This window comes from Rhizobium sp. NXC24 (assembly GCF_002944315.1).
In the GTDB taxonomy this organism is placed as follows: domain Bacteria; phylum Pseudomonadota; class Alphaproteobacteria; order Rhizobiales; family Rhizobiaceae; genus Rhizobium.
Genome location: NZ_CP024311.1, coordinates 3,426,205 through 3,441,208, shown reverse-complemented (window position 1 = coordinate 3,441,208; position 15,004 = coordinate 3,426,205). Strand labels below are relative to the sequence as shown.

15 protein-coding genes are annotated in these 15,004 nt (G+C 60.2%); 4 read left to right on the top strand and 11 right to left on the bottom strand.

The window, feature by feature from the left end; all coding sequences use genetic code 11:
- Positions 1-49 precede the first annotated feature (49 nt).
- Together NXC24_RS16900 and NXC24_RS16895 are read left to right on the top strand one after the other, a co-directional pair.
- Positions 50-781, top strand: coding sequence for an SDR family oxidoreductase (locus tag NXC24_RS16900; RefSeq protein ID WP_104824348.1), 732 nt, complete (start codon positions 50-52; stop codon positions 779-781).
- Between the two features lie 109 nt (positions 782-890).
- Positions 891-1,565 carry a DUF1345 domain-containing protein gene (locus NXC24_RS16895; protein WP_104825216.1) on the top strand — a complete coding sequence of 225 codons (675 nt, stop codon included), beginning with the start codon at positions 891-893 and terminating at the stop codon, positions 1,563-1,565.
- Between the two features lie 35 nt (positions 1,566-1,600).
- Here the strand turns inward: NXC24_RS16895 and NXC24_RS16890 are convergent, their stop codons facing one another.
- From NXC24_RS16890 to NXC24_RS16860, 7 genes are all read right to left on the bottom strand, one after another.
- On the bottom strand, positions 1,601-1,774 hold the full coding sequence (locus NXC24_RS16890) for a DUF1328 domain-containing protein (RefSeq protein ID WP_104824347.1): 174 nt from the start codon (positions 1,772-1,774) through the stop codon (positions 1,601-1,603).
- A gap of 205 nt (positions 1,775-1,979) precedes the next feature.
- Positions 1,980-3,407 (bottom strand): gamma-aminobutyraldehyde dehydrogenase, encoded by a 1,428-nt coding sequence (locus tag NXC24_RS16885; RefSeq protein ID WP_104824346.1) that lies wholly within the window; start codon positions 3,405-3,407, stop codon positions 1,980-1,982.
- Positions 3,408-3,420: 13 nt separating this feature from the next.
- A complete protein-coding gene (locus NXC24_RS16880) occupies positions 3,421-4,236 on the bottom strand; it encodes an ABC transporter permease (RefSeq protein WP_104824345.1) in 816 nt (271 codons plus the stop codon).
- Positions 4,226-5,197 (bottom strand): ABC transporter permease, encoded by a 972-nt coding sequence (locus NXC24_RS16875; protein ID WP_104824344.1) that lies wholly within the window; start codon positions 5,195-5,197, stop codon positions 4,226-4,228. Before NXC24_RS16875 ends, NXC24_RS16880 begins: the two co-directional genes overlap by 11 nt.
- Positions 5,194-6,180: an ABC transporter ATP-binding protein gene (locus NXC24_RS16870; protein WP_104824343.1), complete on the bottom strand. Its 987-nt coding sequence runs from the start codon at positions 6,178-6,180 to the stop codon at positions 5,194-5,196. Before NXC24_RS16870 ends, NXC24_RS16875 begins: the two co-directional genes overlap by 4 nt.
- A 167-nt stretch (positions 6,181-6,347) precedes the next feature.
- On the bottom strand, positions 6,348-7,508 hold the full coding sequence (locus NXC24_RS16865; RefSeq protein ID WP_104824342.1) for an ABC transporter substrate-binding protein: 1,161 nt from the start codon (positions 7,506-7,508) through the stop codon (positions 6,348-6,350).
- A gap of 227 nt (positions 7,509-7,735) precedes the next feature.
- Positions 7,736-8,272, bottom strand: a complete 537-nt coding sequence (locus NXC24_RS16860) for a TetR/AcrR family transcriptional regulator (RefSeq protein ID WP_104825215.1) — start codon at positions 8,270-8,272, stop codon at positions 7,736-7,738.
- A 165-nt stretch (positions 8,273-8,437) separates the two neighbouring features.
- Here NXC24_RS16860 and NXC24_RS16855 point away from each other — a divergent pair, with 165 nt between their 5' ends.
- On the top strand, positions 8,438-9,346 hold the full coding sequence (locus NXC24_RS16855; RefSeq protein ID WP_104824341.1) for an SDR family NAD(P)-dependent oxidoreductase: 909 nt from the start codon (positions 8,438-8,440) through the stop codon (positions 9,344-9,346).
- A 36-nt stretch (positions 9,347-9,382) separates the two neighbouring features.
- On the opposite strand, the gene NXC24_RS16850 is transcribed toward NXC24_RS16855, so the two are convergent.
- Positions 9,383-10,291 (bottom strand): LysR family transcriptional regulator, encoded by a 909-nt coding sequence (locus NXC24_RS16850; protein ID WP_104824340.1) that lies wholly within the window; start codon positions 10,289-10,291, stop codon positions 9,383-9,385.
- Positions 10,292-10,486: 195 nt separating this feature from the next.
- On the opposite strand from NXC24_RS16850, the gene NXC24_RS16845 reads away from it, so the two are divergent.
- On the top strand, positions 10,487-11,335 hold the full coding sequence (locus NXC24_RS16845) for a hypothetical protein (RefSeq protein WP_104824339.1): 849 nt from the start codon (positions 10,487-10,489) through the stop codon (positions 11,333-11,335).
- 36 nt (positions 11,336-11,371) lie between these two features.
- Here NXC24_RS16845 and NXC24_RS16840 read toward each other — a convergent pair whose 3' ends face one another.
- The 3 genes from NXC24_RS16840 to gltX all read right to left on the bottom strand — a co-directional run bounded on the left by NXC24_RS16840 (position 11,372) and on the right by gltX (position 14,865).
- A complete protein-coding gene (locus tag NXC24_RS16840; protein WP_104824338.1) occupies positions 11,372-11,656 on the bottom strand; it encodes a hypothetical protein in 285 nt (94 codons plus the stop codon).
- A gap of 238 nt (positions 11,657-11,894) precedes the next feature.
- The gene (gene lysS, locus NXC24_RS16835; protein WP_104824337.1) at positions 11,895-13,391 is read right to left on the bottom strand and encodes a lysine--tRNA ligase; all 1,497 of its coding nucleotides are present in this window, start codon (positions 13,389-13,391) and stop codon (positions 11,895-11,897) included.
- Positions 13,392-13,407: 16 nt separating this feature from the next.
- A complete protein-coding gene (gene gltX / locus NXC24_RS16830; protein WP_104824336.1) occupies positions 13,408-14,865 on the bottom strand; it encodes a glutamate--tRNA ligase in 1,458 nt (485 codons plus the stop codon).
- Positions 14,866-15,004: the final 139 nt, after the last annotated feature.

Below are 15,004 nucleotides of genomic sequence, written 5' to 3'. Positions count from 1 at the left end.
CGTGGCCTTTCGGTCTCGGGATCATGCCCTGGAGGAAAGGATCAGGATTATGGGTCACGGATTGGAAGGCAAGAAGGTCGTCATCACGGCGGCGGGACAGGGGATTGGCCGCGCGACGGCTGAGCGCTTCATCTCGCTCGGGGCGCATGTATATGCCACCGACATCAACGAGCAGACGCTTTCGACGCTGGAAGGCGCCAGCAAGCATGTGCTGAACGTGCTCGACAGCGCCGCGGTCAAGGCATATGCCGATGAACTCGGTCCGATCGACGTGCTCTTCAATTGCGCCGGCTTCGTACATGCTGGCACCATCCTCGACTGCGAGGAGAAGGATTGGGATTTCTCCTTCAATCTCAATGCCAAGGCGATGTACACGACTTGCCGCACCTTCCTGCCGGGCATGCTCGAAAAGGGCAAAGGCTCGATCGTCAACATGTCCTCGGTCGCCTCCAGTGTGAAGGGCGTACCGAATCGCTTCGCCTACTGCGCCTCCAAGGCAGCGGTGATCGGCCTCACCAAGTCGATCGCCGCCGATTTCGTCGCCAAGGGTATCCGCGTCAATGCCATTTGCCCCGGCACGGTCGACAGCCCCTCGCTGCATGAGCGCCTGCGCGCCACCGGCGATTATGAGAAGGCGATGAAGGACTTCATCGCCCGCCAGCCGATGGGCCGCATCGCGACTGCCGAGGAGATCGCTGCCCTGGTGACCTATCTCGCCGGCGACGAGGCGGGTTTCACCACCGGTCAGATCCATGTCATCGACGGTGGCTGGACGGCTTGAACTAGCGTCTTCTCCAAGCGCGGAGGCCTCGCATTGCGGGGCCTCTTTTTGTTTGCCACCTACGTCAGAGAATCTATATCTGATGGATATTTAGTGAATGGAGAGCGGCATGCGAATGGGCGGAGAGCAGCATCGTTCCGGGACCGCCGTGCTGTTGCACAAGCATCAGGTGATTCTGGTCAGCGTTGCGGCCGGCATCGTGTGCTTCCTGCTTCTGACCTCGCGTGCGTTCAATCCGAGCAACTTGCTTGTTGCCTGGGATGCCACCGCCATCATCTATATCGTATTCAGCCTGTACCGGATGCTAACATCCGATGTGCATCGCATCCGCAAGCGTTCGGCCGATCTCGATTTTTCGGATGCCGTTCTGCTGTTCCTGTCCATCGCGGCCGCAGTCGCCAGTGTTGGCGGCATCGCTCTGGAACTGCTCGGCGTCAAGGAGGCGCCGCCGCAGGTAGCGCTTTTCCGTGCATTGATGGCGATCGTAACGATCCTGATTTCCTGGGTGTTTCTGCACATGCTTTTTACGGTCCACTATGCGCACCGCTTCTATCGCGGTTCGGGTAGGGGGCAGGGGTTGAAGTTCGCCGAGCCGGTAGAGGAGCCCATCTATTGGGACTTCCTCTATTTCTCCTTCACCATCGGCGTCGCCGCCCAGACAGCCGATATCGGCGTATCTTCCGTCAGCATGCGCAAGCTGGTACTGCTGCACGCCATCCTGTCTTTCCTGTTCAACACGACGATCCTGGCGCTTGCGATCAATGTCGGGGCGAGCCTGGTGTAGCCCGCCCGCCGAAGCATCGTTGATATCTCGTCGGTTTAGAGCACCGCGTTACCGGCCATCACTGCCATGATCAGGAACACCAGGAAAACGATCAGGAAGAGCGCGAAGAGCACGCGGGCGATCGTCGCTGTTGCGGCCGAGACGCCGGAAAAGCCGAAAAAGCCGGCTATCAACGAAATCACGAAGAATATCAGAGCCCATTTCAGCATTAGAAAATCTCCTCTGCGTTGCGCCTAATGAAGACGCAGAAAAGGGGAAATTGTTCCGATGCCGTTTCGATTGCCGGGAGCGATGGTAGGACCTTTTGGTAGACGTTTCGCAAGTGCTGCACCACCGGCCCTTCGCGTGGCTCAGGGCGTTCGGCGCTGCAATCGACCCACTGGGTCGATTGCTTCGGTTACACCGAACCGCGCCTCACCCATGATTGATCATGACGTGCCGGACGGCGGTGTAGTCTTCCAGCGCGTAGACTGACATGTCCTTGCCATAGCCGGATTGCTTCAGGCCGCCATGCGGCATTTCGTTGACCAGCATGAAATGGGTGTTGATCCAGGTGCAGCCGTATTGCAGCCTGGCGGCGGTTTGCATGCCGCGGCTGACGTCCTTGGTCCAGACGGAAGAGGCAAGGCCATAGTCGCTGTCATTGGCCCAGGCGACGGCATCGTCGGCGCTGGTGAAGCGGGTGACGGAGACGACGGGGCCAAACACTTCGCGGCGGACGATTTCGTCGTCCTGCGTGGCGCCGGCAACCACGGTCGGGGCGTAGAAGAAGCCGCGATCGCCCGAGGTCTTGCCGCCGGTGGTGATTTCCATGTGCCCGTGTTCGGCGGCGCGGGTGACGAAGCTTTCGACGCGATCTCGCTGGCGCTTGGAGATCAGCGGGCCGATTTCGTTTTCCGTGTCGTTGGCGAGGTTGAACTTGATGCTGGAGACGGCGGAGGTCAGGTCGGCGACGAAATTGTCGTAGACCTTGGCATCGGCATAGATGCGGCAGGCGGCGGTGCAGTCCTGGCCGGCATTGTAATAGCCGAAGGTCCGGATACCGGCGACGACGGCGTCGATATCGGCGTCATCGAACACGATGACCGGAGCCTTGCCGCCGAGTTCGAGATGTGTGCGCTTCACCGTTTTGGCGGCGGCCTGCAGGACTTTCTTGCCGGTGGCGACATCGCCGGTGATGGAGATCATGTTGATCTTGGGATGGTTGATCAGCGCATTGCCGACGCTCTCGCCGCGGCCGAGGATAACGTTGACGACGCCTTCGGGAAGGATGTCCGACAGGAGTTTTGCCATCTTCAGCGCCGTCAGCGGCGTCTGTTCCGAGGGCTTGAAGACGACGGTGTTGCCGCCGGCAATGGCCGGTGCCAACTTCCAAGCCATCATCATCAGCGGATAGTTCCACGGCGCAATCGAACCGACGATGCCGATCGGATCGCGGCGGATCATTGAGGTGTGGCCGGGCAGATATTCGCCGGCGACCGGGCCGTGCAGATTGCGCACCGCGCCGGCGAAGAAGCGGTAGCAATCGACGATGGCGGGGATTTCGTCGTTGAGGACGGCGTTGATCGGCTTGCCGCAGTTCAGCGCCTCGAGCGTCGCGAAGCCCTCGGCATCCTTCTCGATGGCGTCGGCAATCTTCAGGAGATAGGTGGAGCGCTGGGCGGGCGTCGTCTGCGACCAGCTCGTGAATGCCTTTTCGGCGGCATTGACGGCGGCGTCGATCTGGCCAAGCGAGGCTTCCGGCAGATTGAGCACGGTCTCACCCGTCTTCGGGTTGAGAATATGCTCTTCCGTCTCCGAACCGGCCTCAAAGCGGGAGCCGATCAGCATTTGGGTGTCCATAATTATCTCCCTTTCATTTGCCGCCGCCGGCGATTTGGTCGCCGTCGCGGGTAAGATAGTAGGCTGCCAGGATCGGCAGGAAGGTGACGAGCACCACGACCATGGCGATGACATTGGTGACGGGACGTTGGCGCGGGCGGATCAGCTCTTCCAGCATCCAGATCGGCAATGTCATCTGCTGGCCACCGGTAAAGGTGGTGACGATGACTTCGTCGAAGGAAAGCGCGAAGGCGAGCATGCCGCCGGCAAGCAGCGCCGTGCCAATATTCGGCAGGATCACATGGCGGAAAGTCTGGAAACCGTCGGCGCCGAGATCCATCGAGGCTTCGATCAGCGAGCCGGAAGTGCGGCGGAAGCGGGCGACGGCGTTGTTATAGACCACGACAACGCAGAAGGTGGCGTGGCCGAGAACGATCGTCCAGACCGAGAAGGGAATATCGAACAGGCTGAAGGCCGAGCGCAGCGCGATACCGGTGATGATGCCGGGGAGCGCGATCGGCAGGATCACCAGCAGTGAGATCGCCTCGCGACCGAAGAATTTCGTCTGGCTGACGGCGGCTGCGCAGAGCGTGCCGAGCACGAGAGCGATGGCAGTCGCGACGGTCGCCACCTGCACCGACAGTGCCAAGGACGACCAGACATCCGGCCGGTTCCAGGCGATGCCGAACCATTGCAGCGTGAGGCCCGGCGGTGGCCACTGATAGCTCTTTTCCTCCGTCGTGAAGGCATAGACGAAGATCAGCAGGATCGGCAGATGCAGGAAGAGCAGGCCGCCGGCGGCGGCGATCTTCAGGGGCAGGGACGCGCGTTGGCCGCGATCAGAGCGCATCGAAGGCCCCCTGTTTCTTGGCGATCCAGAGATAGATAGCCATGATGACAATCGGCACCACCGAGAAGGCGGCGGCGAGCGGCACGTTGCCGGCTGTGCCCTGCTGCGCATAGACGGCCTGGCCGATGAAGAGGCGCGACGAGCCGATGATCTGCGGGATGATGTAGTCGCCAAGCGTCAGCGAGAAGGTGAAAATGGAGCCTGCAACGACGCCGGGCAGGGCCAGCGGCAGCAGCACCGTGCGGAAGGTTTGGTTCGGCGTCGCGCCGAGATCGGCGGAGGCTTCGAGGAGGTTGGCCGGCACGCGCTCAAGGGCAGCCTGCGTCGGCAGGATCATATAGGGCAGCCAGATATAGACGAAGACCAGGAAGGTGCCGATATAGCTCACCGACAGCGAATTTCCGCCGACGATCGGGAGACTGAGCACGCCGTCGAGCAGCCAGCCGAGGTAGAGCTTGTCGAAAAGCCAGGTCAAAATGCCTTCCTTGGCGAGGATCAGCTTCCAGGCGTAGACCTTGACCAGATAGCTCGACCAGAGCGGCAGCATGACGCCGAGATAGAACAGCGCCTTCCATTTTCCCTTGGCGTAACGCGCCGCATAATAGGCGATCGGAAAAGCGACGAACGAGGAGGCGATGGTCACTAGCGCCGCCATAACGACCGTGCGGATGATGATGTCGAAATTGGCGGAATTCAAAAGCTGCGCATAGGTCGCGAGCGTGAATTCGTAATTCACCATTCCGGAGAAGTCGTCGATCGAGAAGAAGCTTTGCAGCAGCAGCGCGATCAGCGAGCCGATATAGATGATGCCGAGCCAGAGCAGCGGCGGCGTCAGCATCAGGAAAAGCAGGAGTTTCGGGCGGCGCCAGAAGAGATCCGAGAGGCGGCCGAAGAAACCGCCGCGACGTGGCAGGATCGAGGTGGCCGCCGGCGCGGCCGTTGAGATGGCGGCTGATATCATGCAGCGTCGTCCATGTAATGGATGTCGGCGGGCAGCCAAGCGATGCGCACCGAGGCGCCGGTATCGGGGATAGGGTGGCCGGCCGGCACGGTGACATGCATGCGCGTGCCCTGCGCTTCGACCGAAAGCCGGGTGGCGGCGCCGAGGAAGCTGGTCGCCTGCACCGTCGCCGGAACACCGGCCTCCTGCGTCAGCCGTATCGCTTCCGGCCGCAGGCTCGCCCAGCGCCGTTCACCGCCGAGCGATGACATGGTCTCAGGGGCGATCACATTGGAAGAACCGACGAAATCCGCGACGAACCGGGTCTTCGGCCGCTGATAGATGTCATGCGGCGTGCCCTCCTGCACGATCCTGCCATTGTTGAAGACGGCGACGCGGTCGGCCATGGAGAGTGCTTCGCCCTGATCGTGGGTGACAAAGACGAAGGTGATGCCGAGCGCGCGCTGCAGGCTCTTCAGCTCTTCCTGCATCTGCTCGCGCAGCTTGAGGTCAAGCGCACCGAGCGGTTCGTCGAGCAGCAGCACCTTCGGCTTGTTCACGAGAGCGCGGGCCAGCGCCACGCGCTGGCGCTGGCCGCCCGAGAGTTGGCCGGGGCGGCGGTCACCATAACCCGGCAGCTTCACCAATTCGAGCGCCTGTTCGGCGGCCCTCAGCCTTTCGGTCTTGCCGATACCCTTGACCATCAGCCCATAGGCGACATTGTCGAGGATGTTGAGATGCGGGAAGAGGGCATAGTCCTGGAAGACCGTGTTGACGTTGCGCCGGTAGGGCGGCACACCCTCGGCGGTTTCGCCGAAGATCTCGATATGGCCGCCGGTCGGCTGCTCGAAACCGGCGACGAGCCTGAGGCAAGTGGTCTTGCCGGAGCCGGAGGGGCCGAGCATGGCAAAGAATTCACCGGACGCGATCTCCAGATCGACGCGGTCAACGGCGCGGACCTGGCCGAAATGGCGCGATACCTGCTGGAAACGAACGGCGGTCATGGGATGCTCCCGGGTATGCAGAGAAGAAGGGCATGTTGTTCGTTGCGCCTCTTCGCTTGGAAGAGGGCTCGGTGAGGCGATGAGGGGCTTCAGATATCAGGCCCCTCATCGCCCCGGTGCGATCGCGCTCTTTAGAATGGAGAGGCGGTCGCCATAATCGGCGTGAACTATCTGCCCCCAATCACGCCGATATAGTCTGAAACCCAGCGATGGTACGGCACGCATTCGCTCTCGGTCTTGCACTTGGCGACCGGTGTTTTCCAGAACTTGATCTTGTCGAAATGATCATAGCCGTTGGTCGCGCAGCCGCTGTCGGTCAGGAGCTCGTTGCCCTTGCAAGCAGCCGGAACCGAAGGCACGGCGCCGAACCAGGCCGCAGCGTCGCCCTGGACCTTTGGCTGTAGCGAATGCTCAATCCACATATAGGCGCAGTTCGGATGCTGGCTGTCGACATGCAGCATGGTCGTATCGGCCCATCCGGTCGTGCCTTCGTCCGGGAAGGTCGAGCCGATTTTCTGCTTGTCCGCCTGCAGCAGGTTGACCTGGAACGGCCAGGAGCCCGAGGCGACGACGCCTTCGTTCTTGAAGTCGTCCGTCTGGATCATCGCGTCGTGCCAATAGCGGCTGACGAGCTTACGCTGGCCGCGCAGCAGGTCGAGGGCGGCCTTGTATTGGTCTTCACTGAGTTCGTATGGGTCCTTGATGCCGAGTTCCGGCTTGTGGGCCATCAGGTAGAGCGCGGCATCGGCGATGTAGATCGGCCCGTCATAGGCCTGCACGCGGCCCTTGTTGGACTTGCCGTCCGGCAGGGTCATTTCCTCGAAGACGACATCCCAGCTCTTGGGTGCCTGATCCTTAAAGGCGTCGGTGTTGTACATCAGGACGTTCGGCCCCCAGAGATAGGGCACGCCATAGTGGACGCCGTTGACCGTATGCCACGGCGCATTTTTCAGTCGTTCATCGAGATTTTTCCAGCTCGGGATCAGATCGACGTTGATCGGCTGGACCCGCTTGCCGGCAACGAGGCGGAGCGACGCGTCGCCCGAGGCTGTGACGAGATCGAAGCCGCCTTCGTTCATCAGCGCCACCATTTCATCGGAGGTGGCGGCGGTCTTGACGCTGACCTTGCAGCCCGTGTCCTTCTCGAATTGGGTGACCCAGTCGTAATTCTTGTCGCTCTCACCGCGCTCGATATAGCCGGACCAAGCAACGATGCTGACGGCGCCTTCGCCTTTGCCGAGCGTCTTCAGCGGCGCAGCGGCGACGACCTGCGTGGCGAAACTTAAGCATGCGAGCGCTGCCGTGCATGATTTCAGCAGATGCTTCATCAAACTCTCCCGGTTCTTGAGCCAGTTGGTATCGGAGCCAGTTTCTGGCGTTATGTTCCCAGAGAAAAGGTGACGCTATTTTGCCGTATTCGCAAATTCATTTATCAGAAAGGCGGTATCGGAATTTCCGATATCTCACTTGGCATATATGTGTCGCAAGTAAGCTCGGCACCTACCCGATATGCGTAGGGAAGAATCCGCGAGAAGCGGACAAAGACAAAGCAGCTTCAAATGAAACGATCGATCAGCAATCGGACTCGTTTCTCAAGAACGGGAACAGAAGGATCGTCCCCAATCTGACCGTCTAACGACAGCATGAACACATCAGCGGCCGTCCTATCCGCCACAATTGCCGATATGCACTCGAGCGCGACTTTGCGATGTAGCGCATCAATTTCCGGATCTAGCCGTTCACACACTTCATAGAACTCGCCGGCCATAGGTGCCCCAATCATGTCCGCCCAAGGCTCGATCAGCATAATACGGCAGACCTCAAAGAGGCGCTCCTGCTTCGTGCCAGCGCCAGTAACGGCTGCCTTGGCAAGCGGGTGTCGGGATATCAGCCAGTGCCGAAACACGGCAGTAAAGATATCCTCTTTGTTGCTGAACATTTTGTACAGCAGCGTGCGCGAAATGCAGGCGCGTTTAGCGATATCGTCCAGCGACGTTTTGGCGAAGCCAAAATTGAGGAAGCACCATTTTGCGGCATTCAAAATGGTGTTGCGGCGTGAAGCAACTTCTTCTGGGGTTATCCTGGGCGCCATAGCCGCTTGTGACAAATTGAGTGTTTTTTGTCAAGTTATTGCATTTCTCCTCTTGATCTTTGGCGTCAATTCATTTTGACATAAAGAGTAAATGTTGTTACAATGTACCGCTTTGCGCAAACAAAGTTACAGCGCGCCAGCTTCCACAGACAGAAAGCAATGAAAATGAGCAATGCTTGGACCCCTGCAGAAATCCCCCCGCAAACGGGTAGACGTATAATCGTTACAGGTGGCAACAGCGGAATAGGATGGCATACCGCGCTCGAATTGGCTCGCGCCGGCGCACAGGTTACGATCGGCGCGCGCAGCAAGTCCAAAGGCGAGGACGCGGTAAAGCGCATCCGCGACATTATTCCGACCGCCACTGTACGCTCGGGTGTCTTGGACCTTTCCAATCCTGTGTCCGTTCAAGCATTCGCCGACAGCCAGCTCGAAGACGGCCATCCTATCGATATGCTGATCAATAATGCTGGCGTAATGGGCCTTCCTCGGCGCGAAGTTAGCGTCGACGGCCACGAGCTGCAGTTCGCGACCAATGTCTTCGGACCTTACCGTTTGACTGGTTTGCTTTTGCCTGCATTGCTGCGCGCGAACCGCCCACGTGTCGTAACAGTCGCGTCCGGCACACATAAGATGTTCAAGCCGGGACGGGTAACGGATTTTGAGGCCAAGGACAGCTACGTGCCGATGCGCGTCTACGCCAAGACGAAGCTTGCCAACGTCCTCTTCGCTCGTGAGTTACAGCGTCGCGCGGGCGACCGACTACTATCCACCATCAGCCATCCTGGCGGCGCGCGAACCAATCTCTTTGCCGCAACAACCTTGAGCACCAAGATCGCCGGCATCTTGACGTACCCTTTGCTGCAAAGTTCGGAGAAAGGCGCGTGGCCGAGCCTTATGGCTGCAACTTTGGAGAACGCCCGACCTGGCGGTTATTACGGACCTGGCGGCTTTATGGAGCTACGCGGCAATCCCGTCGAGGCGAAAACGGCTCCCTATGCGGATGATCCCTCCGCTTGGCGCGCTCTGTTCAATGATCTGGAACGGATTACCGGCGTCACATACGCCATTTGAACCGGAAGATCACATGAAAAGTTTTTCAGCTCTCTGCTACCGCTGACGGCCCGAGCGCATGGCTTCCGCAATGCCGACGAAATCGCGGGCGGCTTGCGGCAGGCTGGACCCCTTGCGCCAGACCATGCCAACCTGGACGACCGGCAGCGAGCCGGAGACGTCGCGGCTTTCGATGCGGTCGCCTTCCAGCGACCAGGGGCGGTAGACGAGGTCCGGCAGCAGCGCAACGCCGGCACCCGTGGCAACCAGGCTTCGAACCGCCTCGACGGAGCGGGTGCGGAAGGCGACATGCGGACGGGCGCCAAGCGCCGTCAGCAGCTTGCCGGTATTCTCCTCGATCTCGTCGATGGTGAGCATGATCAGCGGTTCGCGCGTGATGTCGGCGACGCTGATGATATCGGCGGAGACCAGGGGATGACCCATGGGCAGCCAGAGGCGATAGGGGGATGTCTCGAGAATTTCGGCCTGTAGCGCCATGCGGTCACGCAGGTTGGAAATGACCATGACGGCGACGTCGAGTTCGCCACCAACCAGAAGATGCTCGAGATAGCCGCCATTGTCCTCGATGGCGCTGACCTCGACACCGGGGCAGGCGCGACGGTAGCGCGCCAGGAGGTCGGACAGCACATAGCCGGCGACGAGGGAGGTGACGCCAATATTCAACGTGCCGCCGGCCGCATTCTGCTGGCTGGAAAAACTGGTGCGCGCGTCGGAAACGGTCGCGAGGATCTTTGTGGCGTGGCGCAGGAATTGGTGGCCGTTATGGGTGATGGAGAGACCGCGCGGATGGCGGTCGAAAAGCTCGACGCCAAGATCGCTCTCCAGCTCCTTGAGCGCTTCGGTGACCGAGGATTGCGAGATCGACAGGTTCTGAGCCGCGCGAGTGATGGAGCCCTGTTCCGCCACGGCGACGAAATATTGAAGCTGTCTCAAAGTGAAGGCCATGCCCCGGTTAGAGCATGGGTTTGCCGTGCAAGGCAAGAACCAGCATCAGTCTGAAAGGCTTGGACCTTTTTTGGTAGCGGAAATGCGAGCGGCACAAGATTCATCTCTTCTTTAAGTATTCCGAAACGCGATATCCCCTAACGTGAGAGTTGATCATCTTGTCGCGTTGGAGTGCTCTATGGTGGAGCAGTTGGCGTGAGCGCCTTACTGCACATTTTCCGGCCATCCCGGAAGCTTGTCTTCATCATCGGCGGAGTGGCCTTGTTGATAGGCTGCTCCGGCGTCTTCGCGCTTTATCTCGGCAAAGACAGGCTTTTGGGTCTTGCCTCCGCCTCCCCGAACGGTTTGAAATGCAGCGACGTCAATCTGGTTACGATCCGCAAGGAGAATCGGCTCTGGGTGCGCAAATATATCCGCACGGACCCGACCGATGGGCTGACGCGCGTCAAAACGGCGCTTCGCGTCGCCAAAGCCGTGTATGACGAGCAAAAGCCTGATCTCGTTCAGGTCGTCGTCCTTGATAAGAACGGCCCGACGCTACGGTCCGATATTCGCGGCCGGGCGCTGGGGGCCGATGTCGTTTATGTTCCGCATCCGGACAAGGTTGCCGATGGTGCAGCCGAGGAGCCGGTGACGGCGCGCTACTACAATGGTGGCGCGAGCGCCCAAGGTCTGTTTTATGGCGAACAGATCAATATGCTGCCCAAGGATATCGATGACGCGCTTGCAGCGCTTCAGGATCACAGCGACTGCGACAATCCCCTGTCTGCCGACAGCGAGGCAGGCGGCAGCGCCAAGAAAGACAAGCAGAAGGCCGCCGAAGCCGCCGAACAGAAAGCCGTCGCCCGCGAGGAAAAGGAGGATGCGCCCGCGACTCCTCCGGAACAGAATCCTCCCGCGTCGAGGAGCAGTCTCCCGCCGGAGGGCAACAATACCGGCAGCTTCATTGGCGCCGACGCCACCGAACCAAATGCGGCACCATCGCCGGGTCTGGATCCGACGATGACAGGCGCCAGCAACCGGCGGTCGCCGGTCACCAATTGACGGCAGACGTCACCTGGCCGGGGCCAGGATAATCCCTCAATCCGCCAGATGTTTCTCGCCGATGGCCTGATAAAGCGCAAACAAGGCTTCGTGGACGTCGCCGGCAAGGCGGTAGAATTCCGGATTGGCGAGGATGGCGGGGTGCTGCAGGAGATGGTCGTCGGTCATGTCGAGCATGAGCGAGGTCGTGTGCATCGCCTCATGGCAGCCGAATGTGCCCGGCGCGAATTGCGTCAGATCGATATCGCCCAGTTCGGCGAGATCGTCGAGGCGCTGCTGCTCGTGATCGGCGTCGGCGGTCGGATTTTCTTTTTCAGTCATTGTTCGTGCCTCTTGTTTCCGGAGGGCGAGGATTCGCCGCGCGTTGGCGGGAACTTATACGCAATTCGCAGGCAATGGCCCAATAAAAAAGGCCGCCATGGCTTAACCTGGCGGCCTGTCGTCTGTGCGAAACCGTGTTAGAGCGGTTCAGCGTTTCAGGGGATCGCTTTCCCGCTCTATCCCTTTGTTCTTACGCATTCCGGGCGGAAAACCGCTGCGCACTTTTCCTGGAATTGCTTTAGTCCGCCTTGCTGCGCCGCGCTGGGAACAGGATGATGTCGCGGATCGACGGGGAATTGGTGAGCAGCATGATCAGGCGGTCGACACCGATGCCGAGGCCGCCGGCGGGCGGCATCCCCTGATCGATGGCGTCGAGGAATTCCTCGTCCAGTTCCTTCTGCTTCTCGCCGCGCGCATGGGCTTGTTCGAGCTGTTCGACCATGCGGGCGCGCTGCTCTTCCGGATCGTTGAGTTCCGAGAAGGCGTTGCCGAGTTCCCAGGTGTTGCAATAGGTCTCGAAGCGTTCCACGAGGCGCGGTTCGCCCGGCACTTCCTTGGCGAAGGGCGAGATGTCCTTCGGGAAATGCGTGACGTGAGCCGGCTGGATCAGCGTGCCCTCGACCTTCTCTTCGAAAATGAACGCGAGGCATTCGCCCCATGTGGCGTCCTTCTCGACGGCAAAGCCGGCGGCCTTGGCGGCGGCGCGCGCTTCCTCATCGGTCTTGATCGCCAGGAAGTCGATGCCGGTCGCTTCCTTGACGGCGTCGGGCATCGGCACGCGGCGGAACGGGCCCTTGAAGGAGATCTGCTTGTCGCCGAAGGCGAATTCGGTGCTGCCGTGGATCGATATCGCCAGCGTCGAGAACAGGCGTTCCACGAGGTCCATCATGTCCTCGTAGTCGGCATAGGCCCAGTAACACTCCATCATCGTGAATTCTGGATTGTGCCGGGTGGAGACGCCTTCGTTGCGGAAGTTGCGGTTGATCTCGAACACCTTGTCTGCGAGGGCCGAAACCAGCGTGCGCTTCAGGAACAGTTCCGGCGCGATGCGCAGATACATGTCGAGCTTCAGCGTGTTGTGATGCGTCTTGAACGGCTCGGCCGTGGCGCCGCCATAGACCGAATGCAGCATCGGCGTCTCGACTTCCATGAAGCCGTCAGTCTCCATGAAGCGGCGGATGCCGGAGACGATGCGGCTGCGCTGCTGGAAGCGAAGCTTCGATTCCTCGTTGGTCATGATGTCGAGATGGCGCTTGCGGTAGCGCAGCTCGATATCTGACAGGCCATGCCACTTTTCCGGCATCGGCAACAACGACTTGGTCAGCATGGTGATTTGCTGAGCGTTGATCGTCAGCTCGCCGCGCTTGGTGCGGCGCACGACGCCGGTCACGCCGATGATGTCGCCGATGTCGATCATCGGCAGCAGGGCGCGGGCCTCTTCGGACGTTACATCCTTGTGGCTGAAGATCTGGATCTTGCCGGAGGCGTCATGGATATCCATGAACATGCCGGAATTGCGGGAGGAATAGACGCGGCCGGCGACGGTGACGACGTCGCCCGTTTCGGTGTCCGGCTCAAGGCCCTCGTATTTTGCAGCCAGCTCGGCATTGGTCAGCGTCCGGTGGAAATGCGCCGGATAGACGTCTCCGATCTGTTCGCGCAGCAGCTTTAGCTTCTGCCGGCGGACTTCCGTCGCGTCAGAGGAAAGGCCTGATGTTTCGGTCTTGTCGTTCATGATTTTTACGTCCGGTTCAGTTCTTCGGGCCGACGAGGGTCGCAACGGTCTGGGCGGCAAGTTTCAGCCGCTGACGCACGACGGAGCGGCCGAGGATCGCCATGCTGTCGAAAAGCGGCAGCGAGCGCGACGAGCCCGATACGGCGACGAAGAGGGGAGCGACCACCACCTTCAGCTTCTTGCCCATGCGGTCGGCAATGGCGCGCAGTTCGGCTTCGATCGTCTCGACATTCCATTCGAGGATCTTTTCGAGATCGGGCTGTACCGTGTTCAGGATTTCCAGCAGCTCTTCCGGCGTCGACTTGATCTTGGCAAAAGCCGAGGGATCGAGGTTGAGGTCGGACTTGAACAGGAAACCGGTTAGGTCGGGCAGTTCGCCGAGCTTGGAGATGCGCGACTGCGACAGCTTCAGGCCTTCCCTCAGGCGGCTGTTTTCCATGGCCCAGGTGAGCACCCGATGTTGGAACTCCTCCTCCGACAGCTTCTCGCGAATCCAGCGGCCGTTCAGCCAGTCGAGCTTCTGGATATCGAAGATCGCGCCGGCCTTGGAGAGGTTTTCCGGATCGAACTTTTCGGCAAGCTCGTCCATGGTCAGCAGTTCTTCGCCCTCGGCGATCTGGATGAAGAACAGGCCGAGGAAGTTCATCAGCGCCTCGGGAATATAGCCGAGTGCGGTGTAATAGGAGATCGACGTCGGGTTCTTGCGCTTCGACAGCTTCGACTTGTCGGCATTGCGCATCAGCGACAGGTGCATGAACTGCGGCGGTTCGAGGCCGAGATACTGGTAGATCAGAATATGCTTCGGCACCGAGGCGAGCCATTCCTCGCCGCGCGCCACATGGGTGATCCTCATCAGATGGTCGTCGACGACGTTGGCCATATGGTAGGTCGGCATGCCGTCGGCCTTGAGAAGGACCTGCATGTCGACTGCGTCCCACGGGATTTCGACATCGCCATAGACGCCGTCATGGAATTTGCAGGAACCTTCGGTCGGGATCTTCATGCGTACGACATGCGGCTCGCCGGCGGCAACGCGCGTGGAGACTTCCTCGGCCGTCAGGTTCAAACAGTGCCCGTCATACTTCGGCGGCAGCCCGGCGGCGCGCTGGGCTTCGCGCATCTTTTCGAGGCGCTCGGGCGTGCAGAAGCAGCGGAAGCCGTGGCCGGCATCGACGATCTTCTCGACGAAGGGCTTGTAAATGTCCTTGCGGTCGCTCTGGCGATAAGGGCCGTAGGGACCACCGATATCGGGGCCTTCGGACCACTTCAGGCCGCACCATTTCAGCGCATCGAGCACCTTGGTCTCGAATTCCGGGGTCGAGCGCGTCGCGTCGGTGTCTTCGATGCGCAGGATGAACTCGCCGCCATGCTTTTTGGCGAAGAGATAATTGAACAGCGCAATGTAGGCTGTGCCGACATGCGGCTCGCCGGTCGGGGAGGGTGCGATGCGGACGCGAACGCCTGATGTTGTCATCTTGTTTGCCCGTCAGAAAAAGCCAGGCCGCTGCTTGGGATAAGCGCTGCCCGGCTGGGGATGTTTATCTGGATCAGGAAACCGGCCGGAAAAGGGCGCCTTGCCGCTTCAATCCCGCGTTTTCCGTTTGGCAGGCTTA

Excerpts from the sequence above, each read along its gene's own strand:
- NXC24_RS16900 (WP_104824348.1), top strand. The coding sequence starts at position 50 with ATGGGTCACGGATTGGAAGGCAAGAAGGTCGTCATCACGGCGGCGGGA.
- NXC24_RS16895 (WP_104825216.1), top strand. The coding sequence starts at position 891 with ATGCGAATGGGCGGAGAGCAGCATCGTTCCGGGACCGCCGTGCTGTTG.
- NXC24_RS16890 (WP_104824347.1), bottom strand. The coding sequence starts at position 1,774 with ATGCTGAAATGGGCTCTGATATTCTTCGTGATTTCGTTGATAGCCGGC.
- NXC24_RS16885 (WP_104824346.1), bottom strand. The coding sequence starts at position 3,407 with ATGGACACCCAAATGCTGATCGGCTCCCGCTTTGAGGCCGGTTCGGAG.
- NXC24_RS16880 (WP_104824345.1), bottom strand. The coding sequence starts at position 4,236 with ATGCGCTCTGATCGCGGCCAACGCGCGTCCCTGCCCCTGAAGATCGCC.
- NXC24_RS16875 (WP_104824344.1), bottom strand. The coding sequence starts at position 5,197 with ATGATATCAGCCGCCATCTCAACGGCCGCGCCGGCGGCCACCTCGATC.
- NXC24_RS16870 (WP_104824343.1), bottom strand. The coding sequence starts at position 6,180 with ATGACCGCCGTTCGTTTCCAGCAGGTATCGCGCCATTTCGGCCAGGTC.
- NXC24_RS16865 (WP_104824342.1), bottom strand. The coding sequence starts at position 7,508 with ATGAAGCATCTGCTGAAATCATGCACGGCAGCGCTCGCATGCTTAAGT.
- NXC24_RS16860 (WP_104825215.1), bottom strand. The coding sequence starts at position 8,272 with ATGGCGCCCAGGATAACCCCAGAAGAAGTTGCTTCACGCCGCAACACC.
- NXC24_RS16855 (WP_104824341.1), top strand. The coding sequence starts at position 8,438 with ATGAGCAATGCTTGGACCCCTGCAGAAATCCCCCCGCAAACGGGTAGA.
- NXC24_RS16850 (WP_104824340.1), bottom strand. The coding sequence starts at position 10,291 with ATGGCCTTCACTTTGAGACAGCTTCAATATTTCGTCGCCGTGGCGGAA.
- NXC24_RS16840 (WP_104824338.1), bottom strand. The coding sequence starts at position 11,656 with ATGACTGAAAAAGAAAATCCGACCGCCGACGCCGATCACGAGCAGCAG.
- lysS (WP_104824337.1), bottom strand. The coding sequence starts at position 13,391 with ATGAACGACAAGACCGAAACATCAGGCCTTTCCTCTGACGCGACGGAA.
- gltX (WP_104824336.1), bottom strand. The coding sequence starts at position 14,865 with ATGACAACATCAGGCGTTCGCGTCCGCATCGCACCCTCCCCGACCGGC.